General features: G+C 31.2%; 17 protein-coding genes and 3 tRNA genes. 2 read left to right on the plus strand and 18 right to left on the minus strand.

Annotated features, from left to right (window positions below):
- Positions 1 to 2 precede the first annotated feature (2 nt).
- The 5 genes from bsdtw1_RS14070 to bsdtw1_RS14090 form a co-directional block, all read right to left on the minus strand.
- Positions 3 to 836, minus strand: a complete 834-nt coding sequence (locus bsdtw1_RS14070; protein WP_183278194.1) for a carbohydrate ABC transporter permease — start codon at positions 834 to 836, stop codon at positions 3 to 5.
- On the minus strand, positions 836 to 1,678 hold the full coding sequence (locus bsdtw1_RS14075) for a carbohydrate ABC transporter permease (protein WP_183278195.1): 843 nt from the start codon (positions 1,676 to 1,678) through the stop codon (positions 836 to 838). The genes bsdtw1_RS14070 and bsdtw1_RS14075 overlap by 1 nt, the downstream gene beginning before the upstream one ends.
- A gap of 322 nt (positions 1,679 to 2,000) precedes the next feature.
- Positions 2,001 to 3,359 (minus strand): ABC transporter substrate-binding protein, encoded by a 1,359-nt coding sequence (locus bsdtw1_RS14080; protein ID WP_183278196.1) that lies wholly within the window; start codon positions 3,357 to 3,359, stop codon positions 2,001 to 2,003.
- Between the two features lie 563 nt (positions 3,360 to 3,922).
- Positions 3,923 to 5,251, minus strand: a complete 1,329-nt coding sequence (locus tag bsdtw1_RS14085; protein ID WP_183278197.1) for a ferredoxin reductase family protein — start codon at positions 5,249 to 5,251, stop codon at positions 3,923 to 3,925.
- A 228-nt stretch (positions 5,252 to 5,479) separates the two neighbouring features.
- Positions 5,480 to 6,226, minus strand: coding sequence for a nitroreductase family protein (locus bsdtw1_RS14090; protein ID WP_183278198.1), 747 nt, complete (start codon positions 6,224 to 6,226; stop codon positions 5,480 to 5,482).
- Between the two features lie 392 nt (positions 6,227 to 6,618).
- Between bsdtw1_RS14090 and zupT the strand changes: the two genes are divergently transcribed.
- Both zupT and bsdtw1_RS14100 read left to right on the plus strand, forming a co-directional pair.
- Positions 6,619 to 7,413, plus strand: a complete 795-nt coding sequence (gene zupT / locus bsdtw1_RS14095) for a zinc transporter ZupT (protein ID WP_183278199.1) — start codon at positions 6,619 to 6,621, stop codon at positions 7,411 to 7,413.
- A 479-nt stretch (positions 7,414 to 7,892) separates the two neighbouring features.
- A complete protein-coding gene (locus bsdtw1_RS14100) occupies positions 7,893 to 8,411 on the plus strand; it encodes a nitroreductase family protein (RefSeq protein WP_183278200.1) in 519 nt (172 codons plus the stop codon).
- Between the two features lie 104 nt (positions 8,412 to 8,515).
- Here the strand turns inward: bsdtw1_RS14100 and bsdtw1_RS14105 are convergent, their stop codons facing one another.
- The 13 genes from bsdtw1_RS14105 to hslO all read right to left on the minus strand — a co-directional run bounded on the left by bsdtw1_RS14105 (position 8,516) and on the right by hslO (position 18,452).
- Positions 8,516 to 9,523, minus strand: coding sequence for a WYL domain-containing protein (locus tag bsdtw1_RS14105; RefSeq protein WP_183278201.1), 1,008 nt, complete (start codon positions 9,521 to 9,523; stop codon positions 8,516 to 8,518).
- Positions 9,507 to 10,790, minus strand: coding sequence for a WYL domain-containing protein (locus bsdtw1_RS14110; RefSeq protein WP_183278202.1), 1,284 nt, complete (start codon positions 10,788 to 10,790; stop codon positions 9,507 to 9,509). The genes bsdtw1_RS14105 and bsdtw1_RS14110 overlap by 17 nt, the downstream gene beginning before the upstream one ends.
- A gap of 104 nt (positions 10,791 to 10,894) precedes the next feature.
- Positions 10,895 to 12,115 carry an RtcB family protein gene (locus bsdtw1_RS14115; protein ID WP_183278203.1) on the minus strand — a complete coding sequence of 407 codons (1,221 nt, stop codon included), beginning with the start codon at positions 12,113 to 12,115 and terminating at the stop codon, positions 10,895 to 10,897.
- Complete coding sequence (locus tag bsdtw1_RS14120; protein ID WP_183278204.1) at positions 12,096 to 13,556, minus strand: TROVE domain-containing protein; 1,461 nt, start codon at positions 13,554 to 13,556, stop codon at positions 12,096 to 12,098. Before bsdtw1_RS14120 ends, bsdtw1_RS14115 begins: the two co-directional genes overlap by 20 nt.
- A 421-nt stretch (positions 13,557 to 13,977) precedes the next feature.
- Positions 13,978 to 14,523 carry a cysteine hydrolase family protein gene (locus bsdtw1_RS14125; protein ID WP_183278205.1) on the minus strand — a complete coding sequence of 182 codons (546 nt, stop codon included), beginning with the start codon at positions 14,521 to 14,523 and terminating at the stop codon, positions 13,978 to 13,980.
- A 78-nt stretch (positions 14,524 to 14,601) separates the two neighbouring features.
- A complete protein-coding gene (locus bsdtw1_RS14130; protein WP_183278206.1) occupies positions 14,602 to 14,880 on the minus strand; it encodes an ArsR/SmtB family transcription factor in 279 nt (92 codons plus the stop codon).
- 146 nt (positions 14,881 to 15,026) lie between these two features.
- Positions 15,027 to 15,347 (minus strand): rhodanese-like domain-containing protein, encoded by a 321-nt coding sequence (locus bsdtw1_RS14135; protein WP_183278207.1) that lies wholly within the window; start codon positions 15,345 to 15,347, stop codon positions 15,027 to 15,029.
- Between the two features lie 155 nt (positions 15,348 to 15,502).
- Entirely contained in the window at positions 15,503 to 16,198 is a 696-nt protein-coding gene (locus bsdtw1_RS14140; RefSeq protein WP_183278208.1) for a hypothetical protein, read from the minus strand.
- On the minus strand, positions 16,182 to 16,841 hold the full coding sequence (locus tag bsdtw1_RS14145) for a nucleoside deaminase (protein WP_183278209.1): 660 nt from the start codon (positions 16,839 to 16,841) through the stop codon (positions 16,182 to 16,184). The genes bsdtw1_RS14140 and bsdtw1_RS14145 overlap by 17 nt, the downstream gene beginning before the upstream one ends.
- Positions 16,842 to 17,258: 417 nt before the next feature.
- Positions 17,259 to 17,333, minus strand: a tRNA-Cys gene (locus tag bsdtw1_RS14150).
- 19 nt (positions 17,334 to 17,352) lie between these two features.
- Positions 17,353 to 17,428 (minus strand) — tRNA-Phe (locus bsdtw1_RS14155).
- A gap of 3 nt (positions 17,429 to 17,431) precedes the next feature.
- Positions 17,432 to 17,508: transfer RNA gene (locus bsdtw1_RS14160), tRNA-Asp, on the minus strand.
- Between the two features lie 59 nt (positions 17,509 to 17,567).
- A complete protein-coding gene (gene hslO / locus bsdtw1_RS14165) occupies positions 17,568 to 18,452 on the minus strand; it encodes an Hsp33 family molecular chaperone HslO (protein WP_183278210.1) in 885 nt (294 codons plus the stop codon).

Genomic DNA, 18,452 nt, shown 5'->3' on the forward strand with positions numbered 1-18,452 from the left:
CCTTATCCTTTAACAGCTCCTGCAGCTATACCTTTAATAATGTGTTTTTGACAAGTGAAGTAGAATATCACAATTGGTACAATAGCTAATACTAGCATAGCCATCATAGCTCCCATATCAATAGACCCATATCCACCTTTTAAGTATTGAATAGCGATTGGTATGGTCTTATATTCACTACCTATAAGCAAGTATGGAAGTAAATAGTCATTCCATATCCACATTGCATTAAGTATGGAAACAGTTATAGATATTGGTTTTAAAATTGGAAATACGACTTTAAAAAAGGTTTGAATAGGATTGCACCCATCAATAAGAGCGGCTTCTTCAATTTCTAATGGAATAGATTTTACAAAACCTGAGAACATGAACACAGATAAGCCTGAAGCGAATCCAAGATATATTACAATAATTCCAATAGGATTATCCAAATGAAGCATATTAGCAACCTTAGTTGTAGTAAACATTACCATCTGGAATGGTACAATCATGGAAAATACAAATAAATAATACATAAACTTTGTTATTTTGCTTTTAACTCTAGTTATATACCAACCTGTCATTGAAGTGAACAACACTATAACAATCACCGAAGATACAGTAATAAAAAATGAGTATCCAAACGCTTTTAAAAATCCAGTCTTTATTAAACCATTAGTATAGTTTTCCAATCCAGTAAAAGTTTGTTTTGTCGGAAAAACAAAAGGAGTATCACTGATAAAGAATTTCCCTTTGAAGGAATTCATTAACACTATTAGAATAGGAACTAAAAATGCTATAGCAAGTACAAGTAATATAACAAATATCACACTATCTTTAAACTTTGAATCCTTCATTAACTTTCTACCTCCCTACTTCTTGTAAATATAAGCTGTGCAAACGCAAATACTCCAACTAGTAAAAAGAAAAGAACTGCTTTTGCTTGGCCTACGCCTTCTGAGCCAACAGAGCCATAGAAAGTATTATATATATCTAATGCTAGCATAGCTGTTTTCTTTGCAGGTGCACCTGCAGTTAATGCTAAGTTCTGGTCAAATAACTTAAAAGAGTTTGATATGGTTAGGAATAAACATATTGTTATAGAAGGCATAATCATAGGTATCTTTATATTTCTAAGTATTCTAAGGGAGCTTGCCCCATCTATCTTTGCTGCTTCTACAAGATCCTCAGGAACATTTTGAATTCCTGCAATATATATAATCATCATATAGCCTATAAGCTGCCAGTTCATTAAAACTACAAGGCCATAGAAACCAAACTTAGGATCATAAGTCATAGTAACACCGAATTTATATAAAACACCATTGATTATAAGCTGCCATATATATCCGAGAACTATTCCCCCTATTAAATTAGGCATAAAAAATGCAGATCTAAAAATATTTGAACCCTTTTTACCTCTTGTAAGCAATAGTGCTAATATAAAAGCAAATATATTTATTGTTATCACTGATATCACAGTAAACTTAGCAGTAAAAATTAACGCATTCATAAAATCTTTATTATGAATAGCTTTTACGTAATTGCTTAATCCTATAAATTTAGAATTAGTTACCGTTGTAAACTCTGTAAAAGATAAATACATCCCTAATATAAATGGCACTAAAAAAGCTATTAAAAAGGCTATCAGGGTTGGAAGTAAAAATATATGAAAATACTTTTTTAATATCTTCTCCACGTTATCTTCTCCTACTCTTAATTTTAAAATGGTGAGTTAGAGTAATTCTCTATGCTCACCATTAGTTAATTATTTTAAGTTATATTATATTTAAAAATATTATTGAAATTAAGTAGTTACACAGGAGATGCTCTATGAGCGAGCTATTAGAATTAAATGATTTTTTCAGATGGAATGTCGTTAAAAAACTGTACTGTTCGAACGTAGTGAGTTTACAGTTTTAGACATGGAATATGACAAAATCATATTAATTCTTTGCGCAAGCTCATCAAAGCATCGGATGTGTGACCACTTAATTTCACACATCCTAATTACATTTTAACTACTTCTTATTTGCTTTTTCTGTTTGCCATGAGTCCTTAACTGTCTTTACTACATCGTCCCAAGATTTATTACCTTGGCTATATTCTAACAAAGCATCACCAAATGCGTTCTTGAAGTTTTCACTTGGGAAAGAAGCAAATGTCCAAGATACATTATTGCCACCCTTGCTGTTCCAGCTTAAAATTTCCTTAGCTAATGGATCTGATGGTTTTTCACTATCACTAAAAGTATTAAATGGAGCTATAAATCCTAAATCCTTTGTTACATACTTTTTGCCTGTGTCACTTGAGAATAACCATTCAAGGAATGCAATTGATTCATCTTGTTTTTCTTTTGAAACCTTACTGTTAATTGCAAAGAAATTTTCTGTACCTATGCATAATCCTTGCTTTTCTTCACCAGCTACACCTGTATATATTGGTAAGAATTTAATATCTGATTCTTGTACCTTGTTTCCACTAACACCTTTTATTTGATTCCAAGCCCAGTTACCGTTTTGAACCATAGCTGCATTACCAAGTGCAAAATCAGCCATTGAGTCATCTACAGACTTACTTCCTAATAATTTTTTATCTGTGGATGAGTTATTAATATATAGGTCGAAAATGTTTTTATAATTATTTGCATACTTAAAGTCAATTTTGTCTGCAGCGAGACCTGCTAAAATTGTATTATCATATTTAGTATTCTCTTTAAATTCATAATAGAAAGGTAAATTTGCTAAATGAGTCTGCCATCTCCATTGTTCTCCTGATTTTAAGGAAGTTGATGCAAACACACCCTTTATACCAAGTTGGTCTTTATGTTTAGTCATGTCTTCAACAACCTTCTTCAAAGTATCATAATTAGTTATTTCAGTTGTAGAATTTATTGATACTGCTTTATCAGTAAGTGCAAAATATTTTTTCATGATTGCTTCGTTATAAATTATTCCATATCCTTCAATAGCATAAGGAATTCCATAAACACCGTCACCATTCTTTACTGCTAAGGACTTGTCTGTTAAATAACTATAAAGTTTTGTATCTTTTAAATCTAATGTATAGTCTTTCCAGTTTTGATATCCTACAGGACCATTTATCTGGAATATTGTTGGTGCATCAGATTTTGCTATCTCAGATTTCAAGGTAGTTTCATAAGTGCCACTTGCTGCTGTAACAACTTTTACCTTAACACCTTTTTCTTTTTCATAATCCTTTGCTATATTGTCATATACTTGAGCAATTTCAGGTTTGAAATTTAAAAAATAAATTTCTTTTGTTGCTGATGTTGATGTTTTTCCATTGTTTCCACACCCTGCGAATAAAGTAGACCCCATAGCTACACACATTACAAGACCCAATAACTTCTTTTTCATAATAATTTCCTCTCCCCTATAATTATTTGTAAAGTCATCATCAATATCTATTGATGAATAAATAATTAATCATTGGTACCGTTGTCGGTACCGTTTCCAATTATTACAAATTAAATATAGCATTTTTAAAATACGTTTACAACCATATTTTGGAAATTATTATCCTCTATCTTTTTCACTTTTAATTCATTTTCCGAAACATTATAACTATTTTTTCATTTAATTTACATAATTTGATATTATAGATAAACTCGTTCCAAATAAAGATTCCGATGATTCTACGAATCTTTATTTGGATAAATTCTAATATAAAGCAGTTAATCTATATACGGTACTAGCCATAAAAATTTGGCAAGCAAATGAGATTGTTTTTTTGCTGTATATCTTTAAAAAACCTTGAAACTCATTAAAATCCTTTTCTTTGTAATTTTGCCCCCTATACTTTCCTGAATAAAAATAAAAGAAGCACTTAAGCTTCTTTTATTTTTATGTTATGTTTAATAATATTGTTGAAACTAGTTGATCATGAAGGATACGCTATATGAGCCAGCTACTTTTATAATCTATTTAAATTGAAACTGTTCATGATGAAATTCTTTCACTTTATAATTTTCTTTTTTTAGTTCTTTCTTTAGTTTGTCTCTCATCGGCTTTGGACCACAAAAAAACACTTCAAATTGCTCATCTTTATTAACATATTCTCCAATATGCTCAACACCTAAGAACCCACTTTTTGAACTGTCCATTAAATGTATCCTTAGATTCTTTCTATCTTTTATACCTTTTAACTCATCTACGTATGGCGCATCCTGTTCATTGTTATATGCATAAAAGAAATCTATATTATAGTCTGATGGTATATCAGATTGGAGAAAACTTCTGAATGGAGTTATTCCTATTCCTCCGGCAATCCAAACCTGACGTTTTTCTGCCATTCTATAATTAAATCTACCATAAGGACCTGATACAGCTATTGTATCTCCAACTTTTAAGTTATCTTTCAATTTACTAGTATGATCCCCTAAAACCTTAATACCAAATTGAATTTCACCATTATTCTGCGCTTGGCTCATAGTAAATGGGTGTGAAGGAAATGCTTTCTTTCCTTCTACTACTTTCATAAAAGCAAATTGGCCAGCTGTATAATCCATTACTCTACCACTAGATATTCCAGTAACTTCGAAGGTGTTTTTTGCAATTTCTCTAATCTTACTTACCTTATAGCGATATTTAAAGGCAGTAAATTCATATATGCATATACTATAAATCGCAGACAGTATACCTATCACATTGATTATATTCATCCATATACTAAAAGCACTTAAGTCAAAAACTGGGTATGAGGAACTTAAATAGTAATGAGCTACACCAAAAGCATATGGAATTATCATTAACTTATGAAGAATCTTCCACTTCTCATATTCAAGCTTATATGCAATAAGAAAGAATAGAGTAAAGGCAGTAAAAGTATACAAACTTAAAGTCCCCAGCTGCTTACCATTAGTAAACATATGAAGTAAACTTGATCCACCTTGCCCAGCGAACTCATTAGTACGTTTAAAACCTTCTCCAACAGGTATAAAACCTTCTAGCCTGCCCCCACCTCCTGTTTTTAAGGTAAAATTGTGAGCCCAAATAAGTAAGATTGATATAATACTTAGATATTTGTGATAAGCATAAGACTTATCTAGCCCATCAAAAATCCTATCTATAAGCTTATGCCTGCTAGAAATGTAATTTATCCATGCAAATGCAACCAAGGCAATTGATGCAATAAGTTGAGAATACTGCCTGTTAGAGGCCATCGCACTAGCCTGCTGTTCTGGAATCCAAAAAATATAAGTAAAAACAAAAGTTAATATAATCAGTATTAGACCACGGTATTTTTTCATAACCATTCTCCTTTTAACAAAAAAATAAAATTCCTTCTACAAATTAAGCTTAATTCATATTTGACAACCAAATTTTCCGCTTAATCTATAGTTATTTATTATCAATCGAAGCTAGTTTTATGTATACAACATGTCCAAAACGGCACTTTGTTAAGAATAAGAAAATAGCTATCAATCTAAAATTTTGATAGCTATACAATCTTCTTATAAAATTCATAAAAACTCATTTTACTTATTTCTGAACTTTTTAAGGTAACTTGATGCAGATCTATTCATCTCATTAGCAAATTCAGACATATACTTTCTTTTGCAGAAAGCTTGAACTTGCTCTGTAATATTTTTATCCTTTAGGCCAGAACCTTCATTCTTTGCTTTATGCATCTCTATATGTTCTTCCTCGGAAAGTCTATGATATTTATTTTCAGAAACTATATATTGCTTCTCAAACCTCACTGGTTTCTTTCTATTCCTTTGGGCATCAACAGGATAGCCATAAACTAACATGCAAGCAGGTATAACATACTCAGGTAATTCCAATATTTCTGTAATCTGCTCGCAGTTTTCAATTATATCACCAATATAGCAAGACCCCACCCCTAGCGACTGAGCTGCAACCACTGTGTTTTGGGCAGCTATCATTGCATCTGCCATTGCTAGTACAATATCTCCTTCTCCTGGTTTTCTAGGGTTGCAATCTGTATAAACAAACGAATCATACCATCTTTGATAATCAGCAACAAATACTACTACCATAGGAGCACTTGCAATAAACGGTTGATTATCACATAATATGGATAACCTTTCTTTTAGTTTTTTATCAGTTATATCTATTATGCTATAAAGCATCATCGCTCCTGCAGTTGGTGCTTCTAAAGCAGCCTGCAATATTTCATTCTTAGTATTATCTTCAATTCTCCTATCTTCAAATATCCTCATTGACTTTCTTGTTCTTATTTGTTCCAAAACCTCATTCATTTCATCTATTCTCCCTATTTTATTTAGTTTTCTCCAAATTAAAATTTCTTCTATGTATGAATAGTTTTAATTATACTTAAAAAAGAATACTTACATCATGTAATTCTCATATTTATATAAATTATATAGTCCTATTATATATTAAAACTTTGTTGAAATATCTATATAATAATTCTATTTAGGCAACAAAGGATATTAATCATAATCCCTTAATAAAAATCATATTTATCAAGGTATAGCAAATTCACAGCTTCAATATTCATGTGATAATTAGCATATAAATACTTTGCCTTCTAAAATAATTTAACAAATTGTCGGACAAGCATATAATTTATCTTAATTTTTCAGGATTTTGCTTATTGGAGCTTTACGTCTTTAGAGGAGGATGTTAGATGAATAATATATTATTTGCCTTTGGATTAAGCCTTTTAGCTGGTTTATCCACAGGTATAGGTAGCACTTTAGCCTTTTTTACTAAAAAGACAAACACAAAATTTCTTTCATTGAGCCTTGGTTTCTCAGCAGGAGTTATGATTTACGTTTCACTTGTTGAAATATTTGTAAATGCAAAAGATTCTTTAACTGCTGAACTTGGAGTAAGAGATGGATCTTGGCTTACAGTAATCTCTTTTTTCTGTGGTATTCTTCTCATATATCTCATTGATACCTTTATCCCAAGTGAAGAGAACTCCACAGTTGCATACAGTGTTAAGTTTAATAATGGATATTCTGATGTAAAGTTACTTAGAATAGGACTATTAACTGCTCTTGCTATCGCAATTCATAACTTTCCTGAGGGAATTGCAACATTTATTTCTGCAATACATAGTCCTTCAATAGCGGTTCCAATTGCTATTGCCATTGCTATTCACAATATACCAGAAGGTATTTCAGTATCAGTTCCTATTTATTATGCAACTGGTGATAGAAAAAAAGCATTTTTTTACTCCTTCTTCTCAGGTCTTTCTGAACCTTTAGGCGCTATCATTGGATACCTAGTGCTTATGCCTTTTATAAACAATCTTACTTTTGGCATCATATTTGCAGCAGTGGCTGGAATTATGGTATTTATATCTTTGAATGAATTAATCCCAGCAGCAAGAGACTACGGCGATGAAAATCTCTACATATATGGCCTTGTCTCAGGGATGGCTGTAATGGCTGTTAGCCTACTGTTATTTTTATAAAAAGCCTTTAGTTAAAGCCTAATATTTTAAGATTTTATTCTATAAATTAACAAACTAAGTCAACTGAATTTTTATTGATGTACCACTTCGTAGTAAAGTTTATATTTATAAAATTCTTTCACCCGAACCCGTAAGAGTTTTAAAAATAGATTTAGGATCGAGCTGGTTCATCTTTATATGTTTTATTTAGAACTGTTTTATCTATAAATCATAGTATTTAAAAACCATACTTTACAAATTAATAGACTGGATCAGCTGAAATTTAATTTTTCCAAAATAATTAAATTGTTGCAGTTAAAATATCTAAAATAGTGGATAATATCTTTGTTAAACAAAAAAATATAATGCCAACCACACTTACTGTAAAGTTAGTAAATAACAAATATGTGCATACTTACTTCTTCTAATATTGTCATATATAATTTTTAACTAGATAGTATATAAAATAATTCTGTTTTGTATTAAGAGGAGGTACTTTTATGAGTTTTATTGAACTTGCTAAGGAAAGATATTCTGTAAGAAACTTTGACCCTAGGAAAATAGAAAAAGATAAATTGGATTTAATATTAGAAGCTGGTAGAATAGCACCTACAGCTGCTAACCTTCAACCTCAAAGGATTTTGGTGGTTGAAAGTGATAAGGCTGTGGCTAAGTTAAAAACTTGCACAATCTATTCCTTCAATGCTCCTATGGCATTAATAGTATGTGCTGATAAAAATGAAGCTTGGAAACGTAAGTATGATGAAAAGGTTCATACTGATATAGATGGAAGCATTGTTGCAACTCATATGATGCTCCAAGCCGCTGAACTTGGCTTAGGTACAACATGGGTTGGTCACTTTGATCCTGAATCTGTTATAAAAGCTTTCAATATTCCTGAAAATTTAGTTCCAGTATGTATTTTCCCATTAGGGTATCCAAGTAAGGATTCAAAACCAAATCCGAATCATGAAAAAAGAAAAGATATTTCTGACACTGTTTTTTACAATGAATTTTAACATGTTAAAATTTCAAATATAAATATATTGATAGAAACCTACATTCCTGTAAAGTCAAGATAAGAATTAGGGGGATATGGCTTTGTTGTAACACCAATATCCTCCTAATCTATTTCTAAGGCCTTCTTTACTAAATCTATAATCCTTTCTCTTATCCTAATAGGTTCAATCACCTTTACATGAGGCCCAAGACCTAATATTCTTCTTATAACTTCATTTTCTTCAAAGGTATAATAGAAAAGTTTTACTTCGTACTTTCCTTCTTCAATTATCCTTGTATACCTTTCATAGGAAGAGAAGCTCATAAAACATCTCTCCATTGCGAACTTTTCATCTATCAATTCTAATACAATGGGCTCTTTGCAATATTTTGTATCTTTTATAGCCGCATAAATTTCCTTCTTAGAAAGCTTACATAAGCTATCTTCCTTTATCTCTATATTAGACATAGTATGAAGATTTACCATAACAGATCTATTTTCTTCAATATAGTACATAGAAACTCTTAAAATTTCATCTTTTGTTGAGTATTCTATTCTTAAAGGCAACCCTCTTACAGCTTTATATTGTCTTGAGAACTTATCTACATTATCATAAACTATTTCTCTTTCTTCTTTTATAGCCTGAAGTATCATATAGAAATTTTTATAGTAAGCATCCTCTTTAATTACCTTTAAATTACTTACTGTATTTGTTTTTTCTATAATTCTACTTATATTATTTTCCTTTACATCTTTTAGAGATTGCTCTAATTTTTGTAATATATCCTCACCTATAAGCTTCTTAAAAACTGAATCCTTTAATAGTTCCTTAATCCACTGCTTTTCTACAGTAGTAAATCTTATTGGAACAGGTGATTTCATGTGCTGTGAAAGTAAAGGATAAAATTTTCCTTCTATATTTCTAATTAGATTTAAGTTATCCTCTTTATCATATTTATTTAGCACAAGACCTTCAAAGGTTTTAAAATCCTTACCAATAACCTTTTCCTCATATTCACCTTCATCTATGATAAGCCTTATGTCTTCTTCACATAATCCTTCACTGCACAAATTCAATATTTTTAATATCAATGAGAAATATCTGTTTTTACTTTCATGAAATAACTCCATAAAGCTTTAGCATCTCCTTCCAGTCTTTTTTTAGCTTCCTCTTAAGCTGAATCGGGGATTTTATTACTATATATGATGAATATTCTCTAATCCATGGACACATCTCATACGGATCATTAACTAAAGTTGTAAATTCATATACTCCTTCTTGAATATCCATCGTGTAATTTTTAAGTTCATTTTTTATCTTCTCTACTATATAAAGCTCTTCTTTCTTCTCTATAACCACTGAGAATTCAACCTTCTCGCATGAAGAATCTCCATTTAAATGTACTGCTGACCAGCTATTACCCATGCACTTGTCATACAACACATCTAAGTCAGTATCTTCAAACTCTTCTCTTACAGCCTTAAGATTATAAACTCTATCCAGTCTTGCGTTTACGCACTTTTTACCTTTTGTAAAAGCTACTATATAAAACCTTCCATACTTCACATCATATCTAATCTTATACGGAACAAGATTTCCCTGTTTTTGTGCATTGCGTCTCCTAGAAATAGAATCATAGTTTATACTCTTTTTTTCATTAATAGCTGTAACTATCTGCCATAATATCTCCTCTTCAACTACAGGATGAAAATGAAGATTTTTATACTGAAAAGCTTCTTTAAAATCTATTTCTTTTTCTCTTTCAAATTTCATATAGTTCTTAAGAGTTTCTTCAAAATAATGCCCTGCTACCACTGGGAATGTAATATTTTTATAAAGATTTACAATATAAAAGAGGTGCTCCAACTCCTGACTTGACAAAGTCTTTAGTATATCATCAGAAACTTCATAGTTCTTTACTCTACCAGTTTTACTCATCTTAAGTAATCCAAGTTCACTTTCCATCTCTTTAAGTTTTCTTTCTATGGTTTTACTAGAAATACTATCTGGGTTAAAGCTTGTCTCCTTAACTAAAATGTCTTCGATTCCTGAAAGTGACAAGGCTTTTTTCTTTGAATTAAGAATTAACAATATATAAAAATATAATACTAAATCAATCTTTGTAAAACTTTTATTATAGTAGGTGTTAACTAAAAAATTACTTGGATTAGAAAGAGAATCATAACTCAGATTTAATAGCTTATTTCTGCCATCCTTATCTACCTTTATTAAATCCTTTTCAAGATATTGCTGTATCCTTCTCATCTCATAGCTTATTTTTCTTGAACTCAAAGAAGTTTTATCCTCTAAAGCTTCTCTTGAAAAGCATCCATATAAAAAAACATCTCTTAATATCCATCTAATATTATTATAGTGCTTAATAAAGTCACTAAACATTTCAACACCTCCTACATCACTTATATTATCACAGCAGCTATTATTCCACAAAAAACTGACTACTTAAAAGAAGCAGTCAGAGACTTAAAGAAAAATAAATACATTTAATTTGCCTTAAAATTATAAATCGGTTTAATTATTTTAATATCTTCTACAGTTTCATTAATGTTAGCTAGAATTTCTTCTATTGGTTTATAAACCATAGGTGCCTCATCAATAGTTGCTTCACTCACTGATGTTGTAAATATTCCTGACATAGAAGCTTTATACTCCTCTAAGGATACAACTTCTTTTGCCTTAGTTCTGCTCATAAGTCTACCAGCTCCATGTGGTGCGGAATAGTTCCAATCCTCATTACCTTTTCCTCTGCAGAGTATGCTGCCATCTCTCATGTTTATAGGAATCAATAGCTGCTCTCCTTTATATGCTGATATGCTGCCTTTTCTTATGATATTATCCTTAAAATTTATATAATTATGAGTTGTGTGAAAGAAGTTATAGCTATTTAAATTTCTAGAAAACATCCTATCAAGTATTATTGAAGCCATGGTCTCTCTATTAAGCACTGCATATTCTTGACATATTTCCATATCCTTTAGGTAAAACTCTCTATATTTTCCTGATAAAAAGCAAAGTTCTTTTGGATATTTAGGCTGAAGTTCATCATATTTTCCCCTCAACTTTTTAAGTTCTTTTTCAATTTCTTTTCTTTTTCCCTGAGACTTATATTCTTTAATCAATGCTTCTTTCTCTTCAAAAAAACTCTCTTTTCCACTGCAAATATCTATAGCTAAGCTCTGATAATATTCAGCCACTTGCTTCCCTAAGTTTCTGCTTCCTGAATGAATAACTAAATAATGCTTTCCTTCATCATCTTTGTCAACTTCTATAAAGTGATTTCCACCACCTAAGGTTCCTATACTTCTTTCAATTCTTCTAGTATCTTTAAGTGCTCTGTTACACTCTAATTCTTCAAGCTTTTTAAACCTCACTATTCTGCCTTCATGTGTAGACATTCCTGATGGAACATATTTATTTATTACTTCATCAAGTATCTCTAAATCTATTTCATCTTTACCGAGCTCCACAGTAAGCATTCCGCATCCTATATCTACGCCTACAATATTAGGTATAACCTTATCCCCTAAGTCTGCTGTAAAACCTATAACACATCCTGCTCCTGCGTGTGTATCTGGCATTATTCTAACCTTACACCCCTCTGTAAAACTTTGATCACATAGCTTATATATCTGATTTAGAGCCTCTGCCTCAATATTGTCTGTAAAAACCTTAGCTCCACTATATTTACCCTGTATTTCTAGCATAACTACTCTCCCCTTTAAAATAATATTTTTCTATTTCCTCAGTTAATGTACTTACTCCTAGCTCTGCCTTATTAATAAACTCCAAAACCTTTTCATTCCATCCAGCTATTATATTTACCCTGTCTCCCTTAAATTGCTGAGTTCCATAGCCTAATAAATCAATAGCATGCACCCAAACATTTGGATTAATTTTATTTCTATATGTCTCCACTAATCTTTGACAAGTATTTTCATAACCACAGTTTATCTCATTATCTGAAATTATTATTATTCTATCTATATATATATTATTTTCTATTAAGTATTTTATAGGTAATGTAATATCCGTGCCTCCACCTGTAACCTTCACAGATTCAGCATTAGCAATAATGCCTCCTTCGTTAGACATTGGATTATGATGAAGATTATAATCAAAGGAAACTGTTAGTGCCTCTTCACATATATGGTTTGCCATAGCCATAAATAACACTGCAATTTCCGCACAGGTTGTATCCCCCTTATCGCTTAAATTCCAATTCATTGAACCAGATACATCTGCTGCAATTAGGGTTATTCCGTTTAATTTATCTATATTTTTAATTGATATTTTCATAGCTTTTTCTAAAGCACTATAAGCCTTTGAAGTTATACTTCTCTCATTTTCCAAATTCTTATAAGCAGTATAATATCTGAAGGGTAGCTGCTTACTTTTTAAGACTCTATTTTCATCACTCAATGCTGTATATATCTTTTCAATATTATCTGGTCTTGCATTTATTATATTTCTTAAATTACGAAGCATGGCCATATATCCAAGCTTATTGCATTCTATAAGTTCTTCCCAAACTTCCTTTGTATTACCTCTCTTAGATAAAGTACTTTCCCAAGTTACAGGAGTTTTTATTCTATCCTCTAATATGGCTTTAAACAAGGTTTCCTGTTCCTTATCCTTAGGTTTTGGATGAGTAAGACATAATATATCCTTTAACATAACAGCTTTTTTCCTATTATACTTTCCTAAAGAATATTCATCAAAGGTTAAAAACTTATCAGCTATACCCTTTTTTAGTGAATTTGGCAGCGGTCTACCATAGGTATTGATATAATACGAAAGGATTTCAGTCATATCATCTACTCTTTCTACTACTTGGTTTAATAATTCTCTTACATATGGCTTTCCTTCTTTTGAATATGCAAGTTCCCCAGTTAATACATGAGATATACTTCTTAAGTGAAATTCTCTTCTAGAATATAAAGAAAGGTTAGCTACAAAACTTGGGTCTTCTTTAATAGCTTTCCTAATGTCTTTCAATAAATCATTAGTGTTATCTCCATAAAACTTAGCTTCGCCAAATAAACTTGTAAGAACTTCAGATACTAATCTCTCTTTTAAAGGCATTTCATATGCAACATGACCTGATTTATTCCTAACATACCCCTTTACTCTATTAAATTTACTCATTTTGTAACCTCCATTCTTTTTTTAATTTAGTAAATAGCAATTCATTTAATTTTTAATATGACAGAGAGAAAAGCTATCCGAGTAACTGATGTAACACTTGTAATCATATTTATATTTTTCTAATCAAAGTGATGCATCCTAGTGCTCTACCAACTGAGCTATTCATCTGCCTAAGGCAAATGAAGCTGGAATCGAACCAGCGACACCTATAACTCTAAACGAAGTATCTCGGATATACACTGCTCTATCTGTAAGTATCTTCCTTACAATGTACATTATATAAACTTAAGGATAAATATTACAGACAAAAACTTTGCAATCTTTCATAAAAAAAGATGAAAAATCTCTGCATTAACATATAAATTAAACACGCTATGAGCTTCAACCTCGGCTACATAGCGTGTTCATGTTTATAAAAATATTAATTTTCTTTATCAAATTCAATTTCTTCTGTATACATAGACTTAACAAATCTTCCACCCAAAAGAGTGTTATGATGCTCAACTATTTGATTTGATGTTAGCACAGGTCCATCAAAAGTACTATTTGCATCTCTAACTAATACATTTTCATGATACCCTAAGCTATAAGCACATCTACAAGTAGTGTCCAAACAAAATTCAGTCTGCATTCCTACTATAATAAGTTTTTTTATTCCTTTTTCTTTCAGGGTAGCATCTAAACTTGTTTTATAAAAAGAATCCCAAGTTGTCTTCTCTATTACAGTTTCGTTGTCCAATGGAGTTATTTTCGGATGAATTTGCCATGTTGGTTTCGTCCTATTATACTCATCATCATCTTCACTAGTATGTTGAATATATATTACTGGAGTACCTGAATTTCTAGCTTTTTGAAGTAAAAGATAGATATTATCCAGAACCTTCTCACCGTTATACAAGGATTGATCCTCATAGGAATACATAGCAACTTGTACATCTACAATTAATAGAGCTGTTTCTTTAGCCATTACAAAATCCTCACTTTCAAAGTAATACAAAAATCCTACCAGACCTTTAAGTCATGATAGGACTTTATATTAAGTTATTTAACAATAATTATCCCTTAATACTTCTACAAGTTTACTTACTCTTTGATCTAAGATAAAGTAAGTGCTTGTTAAACCTTTTTTGTTATAATCAACTATCTTGTGTGCTTTTAGCATTGCTAAATGCTGAGAAATAGCAGATTGAGTCAAATTACTCAAACTCTCATTCAGTTCACTTACTGTCATAGGTTTTTCTAGTAAATGACACACTAGCAATAGTCTATTTTCATTTGCGAGCACCTTTAAAACTTCTGAAACTTCTTTAGCTTTGTCTAGCATTATATCCCTGCCTCTCCTATCTTTCAACTTATATATGTCGATCCAATTTACTAAATAGGTCTTAGTTTTTATTTACATCATACTTATATAATACACTTTAATCTTCCATTTGGCTTCATACTAAAGTATTTTTGTAGATTTATTTACTATTTCTCTAGAGGTCTTAAATACGACCCAGTTCCTCCAGAAACATTTACTACCTTGTATCCCCTTGTACTAAGCTCACTACAAGTCTTTGCACTTCTCCCGCCAGATTGGCATATTATATGATATTCTTTTTCTTTATCTAAATATTTTTCTGGATCTCTAAGTATTGTTCCCATAGGAATATTCATCGCTTTAGGTACATGCCCGTCTTCGTACTCATAGGGCTCTCTTATATCTATTAAATTTATCTTATTTATGATATCATCAACATCATGAACACTTATTGCACTAAAATTTCCTCTTTTAATGAATGAAAACATATAATTCCTCCTTTGATATAACAAAAATATCTTTTATATTTTCCCCTTAATTACTAAAAATACAACATAAGAGTATAATAATATTAGAACTTGCTTATTTACTTATATATTATTTCATCCTTTTACTTTAGTCAATACATGAAATAATGAGTCAATTAATCATCAAGAGAGTTTATATTTGATATCCCTTTGAAAACAACTTCTTGCTTATCATTAAACAATATATATTCAAAGGCTTTTGTGCTGTATCCTGAGTACTTGGCCTCTTTATCAAAACCCAACTCTTCACTTACAAATAACTTTTTTTCTTCTTTTGGATGCACTATAAATTCATTTTTTAAAGTAATATACTCTTCATTTATATCCTCTTTTACCAAGGACGGTGTCTTAACCTTTATGTAAAACTTTTGTATATCATTACTACAATTTATTATTTCTATGCTTCCATTTACATTTAGTTTGTCATTATTTCCGTTAAAGTTAACTGAAGTTTTCTCTCTATTAAGATATATAGAATTTAAATCCTTAAAGGATCCTTTATAAAATTGGATGCAGTAACTCCACATCGCAGGAAAGATACTAATCAATACTATTGTTACTATACTTCTTCTTAAAGCTGTCTTAATTAGAGCTTTTTCCTTTATTTCATTAAGCTGTTTTAAACAAAAATATATTCCTACTATAAGTATTAATCCAGCATAATGAAATGTCCAACTATTTCCTCTAATAGGTTTAAATATTCTTTCTATAAATATATCTTTTGTATTATTGCTATCTCCTTCTAATAGAAACAATATTGCTAACACCAAATAGCAAAGTATTATTTTTTGCATTTTAGATAATCTTTTCAAAGCCTTCTCCCTTATGTAATCTGTTAATTACTTCATCATATATCTCCCCAATTGGCTTGCACACACTTAAAGCATTTTGAAAATATTCATCTTCATCCAATTCCTTTGCTAACAAAACTCCATTACTACAATATTCACTCCAGGAATCTAGTACAGCTTGAGGTACACTATGCTGTGTTTTATACTCGTACGCTGATTGAAGGCAAATCTGAAATGCCTCTAGCTCCTCATTTTCTCTACTAAAATTCATATTTTTACTCTTTATATATTCCATCTTATCATTTAGTTCCGTTGCACCAGCGTAACCATCTCTTGCTGCATATTTTATATTTCTTATCCCCACCATAACCATTGCCCCAAAACACATTGGACATGGCTCCATTGTGGTATACAATGTATATTTTTTTATATTTAAGTGTTCTTCTCGTTTCAAAGTTAGCATAGCAGTAGTTTCCGCATGAGCCATCCCAGTGCCAGCCAATGGATTATTGCTTGAAGTATCAAAGATTCTATTTCTACCTTTTGATATAATCTTTCCGCTCTCATCAACTATAACGGCACCAATTGGAATAGTATTTTTCTTAAAAGATTCCCAAGCTAAAGCAAATGCTTCCTGCCAAGCATAATTTAAATCTTTCCACATTAAAATCTCCCCTTCAAATTTACAATTTATAGATATTATAGCACATTATGCCGTAATGGTTGCATTTTTAGTTATTCAAAAAGTTAAATTACTATTTAACTTCTTATAATCATAACATCGTAACTTTATGAAAACTTTAAAATCTTACTTTTAAAACTTTTTAAAAAGTTACCTAGTTAACAATATAACTTTTTAAATATTTGCTCCTGAAATATAGTTTTGGATGGATGCGTCAAACCATGGCGTGATAATAAGTTTTGCTTTTCTACTGCATAGTCATAGAATGTTTACACCCCCATTGAAACATCTAGGTTTAGCAAGCTTAAGAATTTTATAACTTTTTGTGCAGTAAAAAAGAGACCTATATTATAACTTTTTATAAGTTATAATATAGGTCTCTTTCTATCGATATCAATTTGGAGGCGCCACCCGGATTTGAACCGGGGCATAAAGGTTTTGCAGACCTTGACCTTACCGCTTGGCTATAGCGCCAAATTAAATTGAAAATAAATGGTGGCCAGACCAGGAATCGAACCAGGGACACGAGGATTTTCAGTCCTCTGCTCTACCGACTGAGCTATCTAGCCACGTGGCGACTCAGAAGGGGCTCGAACCCTCGACCTCCGGCGTGACAGGCCGGCACTCTAACCAACTGAGCTACTGAGCCATATGCTTCTATCGTCCACGTATTATATTATATGAACTTTAGAAGACTTTGTCAATAAATTATTTCGTCAAAGTATTTATTAATTCCCCAATTTGTTCATTAGTGAATTTATAAGCCTTATTGCAAAAGTGACATTTTAATTCTTCTTCTTTTCCTTCTTCATATATTTCAGTAAGATCTTTTAAACCAATGCTTATAAATGCTCTTTCAACTTTCTCTCTTGAGCAATCACATTTATATAGTGGTTCAATGCTATCATTGATCTTTAAATCCATTCCATCAAATATATATTCAATTATTTCTTCAATAGTTTTTCCTTCAGCTATCATAGTTGTCACAGGTGGTATTTCTTCCATTCTATATGATAGAAGATCTGCTAAGAGTTCATCAGCTCCTGGCATCATTTGAATTATAAATCCACCTGCTGCTTTAATTGATAAATCATTATTAACCAACACTCCAAGTGCAACAGCTGATGGTGTTTGCTCAGATGCTGTAAAGTAATACGCAAGATCTTCTGCTACTTCTCCAGTATAAATTGGCACTTGTCCTACGTATGGATCTTTTAGACCTAAATCTCTTATTACAGTTAAGTTACCATTCTTTCCTATAGCTCCACCTACATCAAGTTTTCCTTTAATATTTAAAGGAAGTTCAACTGCTGGGTTTCCTATATATCCCTTAACAGTACAATCTGGATATGCAGTTACTGTAATACCTTTTGCATCTCCGCCACCATTGATTTGAAGTGTTAAAATTTCTTTTTCAGATTTTAGCATTGCTCCCATTAGAGTTCCTGCAGTAAGCATTCTTCCAAAAGCTGCAGCTGCTGTAGTACTGCATTCATGTATTTTTGTTCCTTCATCAACTAAATTAGTAGTTATTCCAGCTATAATTCTAACCATTCCATCTTTAGCCGTAGCTCTTATAATCTTATCATTCAT

It is taken from the genome of Clostridium fungisolvens (assembly GCF_014193895.1).
Lineage (GTDB): Bacteria > Bacillota > Clostridia > Clostridiales > Clostridiaceae > Clostridium_AR > Clostridium_AR fungisolvens.

Bases quoted from the DNA above. Each gene is read 5' to 3' on its own strand.
- bsdtw1_RS14085 (WP_183278197.1), bottom strand. From the start codon at position 5,251: ATGAAAAAATACCGTGGTCTAATACTGATTATATTAACTTTTGTTTTT.
- bsdtw1_RS14110 (WP_183278202.1), bottom strand. From the start codon at position 10,790: ATGTTTAGTGACTTTATTAAGCACTATAATAATATTAGATGGATATTA.
- zupT (WP_183278199.1), top strand. From the start codon at position 6,619: ATGAATAATATATTATTTGCCTTTGGATTAAGCCTTTTAGCTGGTTTA.
- bsdtw1_RS14125 (WP_183278205.1), bottom strand. From the start codon at position 14,523: ATGGCTAAAGAAACAGCTCTATTAATTGTAGATGTACAAGTTGCTATG.
- bsdtw1_RS14080 (WP_183278196.1), bottom strand. From the start codon at position 3,359: ATGAAAAAGAAGTTATTGGGTCTTGTAATGTGTGTAGCTATGGGGTCT.
- bsdtw1_RS14135 (WP_183278207.1), bottom strand. From the start codon at position 15,347: ATGTTTTCATTCATTAAAAGAGGAAATTTTAGTGCAATAAGTGTTCAT.
- bsdtw1_RS14115 (WP_183278203.1), bottom strand. From the start codon at position 12,115: ATGCTAGAAATACAGGGTAAATATAGTGGAGCTAAGGTTTTTACAGAC.
- bsdtw1_RS14100 (WP_183278200.1), top strand. From the start codon at position 7,893: ATGAGTTTTATTGAACTTGCTAAGGAAAGATATTCTGTAAGAAACTTT.
- bsdtw1_RS14145 (WP_183278209.1), bottom strand. From the start codon at position 16,841: ATGTGGAAAGATTTAAATTATGCTTGGCAGGAAGCATTTGCTTTAGCT.
- bsdtw1_RS14120 (WP_183278204.1), bottom strand. From the start codon at position 13,556: ATGAGTAAATTTAATAGAGTAAAGGGGTATGTTAGGAATAAATCAGGT.
- hslO (WP_183278210.1), bottom strand. From the start codon at position 18,452: ATGAATGATAAGATTATAAGAGCTACGGCTAAAGATGGAATGGTTAGA.
- bsdtw1_RS14070 (WP_183278194.1), bottom strand. From the start codon at position 836: ATGAAGGATTCAAAGTTTAAAGATAGTGTGATATTTGTTATATTACTT.
- bsdtw1_RS14105 (WP_183278201.1), bottom strand. From the start codon at position 9,523: ATGGAGTTATTTCATGAAAGTAAAAACAGATATTTCTCATTGATATTA.
- bsdtw1_RS14130 (WP_183278206.1), bottom strand. From the start codon at position 14,880: ATGCTAGACAAAGCTAAAGAAGTTTCAGAAGTTTTAAAGGTGCTCGCA.
- bsdtw1_RS14090 (WP_183278198.1), bottom strand. From the start codon at position 6,226: ATGAATGAGGTTTTGGAACAAATAAGAACAAGAAAGTCAATGAGGATA.